The sequence below is a fragment of the Sinomonas sp. RB5 genome, assembly GCF_054063535.1.
The window spans coordinates 1-2434 of sequence record NZ_JBSSGJ010000033.1; the positions used below are offsets into that span (position 1 = coordinate 1).

1 protein-coding gene and 1 pseudogene are annotated in these 2434 nt (G+C 70.6%); both read right to left on the bottom strand.

Features of this window, described 5'->3' with window-relative positions:
* Positions 1-665: pseudogene (locus ACVWWH_RS20105) on the bottom strand (hypothetical protein); the annotation flags it as partial.
* A gap of 223 nt (positions 666-888) precedes the next feature.
* Entirely contained in the window at positions 889-2319 is a 1431-nt protein-coding gene (locus tag ACVWWH_RS20110; protein WP_457317794.1) for an FAD-binding oxidoreductase, read from the bottom strand.
* Between the last annotated feature and the right edge of the window lie 115 nt (positions 2320-2434).

Here is a 2434-nt window from a genome sequence, read left to right on the forward strand (position 1 = left end):
GGGTAGCCGCCGGCGAAGCCTCCGAGTACTCCCTCCCCTGCGCCCTTGGGCACCACCATCCGGGCGAAGGCCGTGAACGTGCCGTAGCCCTGCACCGTGACCTTGGTGCCCGGCTGGATCCAGCTCATCCTGTTCCATCCACCGCACAGGTCGTGCTCGGCGATGCTGATCGACACCGTGACGGGGGTGAAGCGGACCGGTCCCTGACAGGCGTCCACGGAGGCTTGGCCTCCGGCGCCGACCACCGGGATGAAGGCGCTCGGCGGCTGGGCGGGTGCGGGTGCCGGCGGGACGGCGGCGGGCGGAGCGGCCGCGACCTGCGCCGGCTGTGTGTGGGCGGCCTGCGCCTGGGCCGCGGCCTGCCGCTGGGCCTGCTGCGCCGCCGCCTGCTGGGCGGCAGCTTCCTGCGCAGCGCGCTGGCGGGACTCTTCCGCTCGGGCGCTCTCGACGATCTGCGCCACCCGCTGGTCAGCCGCTTCATGGGCGAGCTGGGCCAGCGTGTGTTGCTCCGCGGCGGGATCGGGAGCTGGAGCGGCCTCACGGACCACGCTGGCCGGAACAGACGGAGCAGCAACGACGGCGGACAGCCCCCCGAGACCCAGGAGGCAGATGACGACCGCTGCCGGCGCGACGCGGGAGCTCTTGAAGGCTGGGAGTGGGGCCATGGCGACGACCTCTGATCGGGCCGGAACTGGCTCCGGCGTCTGATCTCCAAGGTCCTCAGAGGCGGGAATGGCGGTAAAGGCGGTCAAGCCGAATAGCGTCCTGATCAGGCGCAAGTCAAGTGGAAGGGTCCTCGCTCCGCGTGGCTACCAAGTACTGAGGGCAAGCAGAGCAGGTAGGAGTGCCGGAACCCGGGCCGTGACAGCTCGGGTCCGGCCCCCTCGATCAGAACGTGGGCGCGCCTTCCGTCGGCGGGGCCACGGCATCTGCCGCTGCTGCCGCTGCAGGCTTGATGTTCTGGTTGACGTGGAAGAAGTTGTCCGGGTCGTACGTTGCCTTCACCGCGGACAGCCGGGCGTAGTTCCCGGCGTAGTTGGCCTCGATCCTGGGCTGGTCGTCCGTGTCCTGGAAGTTGATGTAGCCGCCGGGCTCTGAGTACTCGTGGAGGGCGGACCAGTAGTCGCGGACCCAAGAGATGTTCTGGCTGTTCTCCGAGGGGTCGGGCCACTGCCCGGCGATGACGGGAGCGAACCGGACGTCGCGGTAGGGGAAGGCCGTGGCATCGGGGGCCACACGCTGGACCGCGCCGTCGATGGGGTAGAAGTGGTTGGCCGAGTGCACGGTGGGGATGCCGGCGGAGTGCTCGACCGCCACGCGGAGCGCGTCGTCGCTGAGCGTACGGAGGAAGTCCGCCTTCCAGTAGCCCTGGAGCCCGGGGACCCCGCTGAGGCCGTCGAACATGATGTTGAGGGCCGGATACGGGAGAGGGGCGAACATGGAACCGAGCACCGGTCCAGCGTCGAGCAGGGGCTGCCAGTGGGCCGGTCCGGCGTCGACGTCGCCCGTCCACATGCCGGCAACCACTGCGACCGGCCTGCCGTGCCACTCCTCCGGGAGGAACGGGACCGGGGGCCCCTGGTGGAAACCGAGGAAGGCGCCCATCTCCTCCGGCTCGTCGGCGAGCCACTCGCGGTACGAGGCGCCGATGTCGGCCCCGAGTGCCGCGTCGTAGAAGACGAGCCCCACGTGGACCATGTCGACCGGATGCAGCCGGAACTCGAACGAGGTCACGGCCCCGAAGTTCCCGCTGCCGCCGCGCAGGGCCCAGAACAGGTCTGCGTTCGCCGTCTCGCAGGCCGTCACGAAGGTGCCATCGGCCAGGACGACGTCTGCTGAGATCAGGTTGTCGCACGAGAGTCCGTGCTTCCGGGCCAGGTAGCCGATCCCGCCCCCCAGAGTCAGGCCGGCGACGCCGGTCGTGCCGATGATGCCACCCGTGCTCGCGAGGCCGAACGCGTGGGTCGCGTGATTGAAGTCGGCCCAAGTCGCGCCCGCCTCGACGCGGGCCGTCCTCGCTGCGGGGTCGACCCGGACTCCGCGGCGGGCCGAGAAGTCGAGGACGAGCCCGCCGTCGACCGTCCCGAAACCCGGCGCGCTGTGGCCGCCGCCCCGGAGGGCAACGTCGATGCCGAGCCCGTGGGCGAACCGGACGGCCGCCATGACGTCGGCGACCTGGGACACCCGCAGGATCGCGGCGGGCCGCCGGTCCACCATGCCGTTGAAGACGTGGCGCGCCACCTCGTACTCGGGATCATCGCCCTCTATGACCTGGCCGCGGACCTGGCCGCGGAGAACATCGAAGCGCTCGGTACCCATGGCTGGCTCCAGCACGTTGACGAGACCGAGGGCGGACCGCGCCGTGCGAAACCCAGCCAGAGCGATCCGATGACCTCTCCGGTTTACGCTCCCTCCCCGGGCAGGTCAAGAGGCC

What these genes read in the sequence shown, in the direction of transcription:
- ACVWWH_RS20110 (WP_457317794.1), bottom strand. Translation starts at nt 2,319, where the DNA reads ATGGGTACCGAGCGCTTCGATGTTCTCCGCGGCCAGGTCCGCGGCCAG.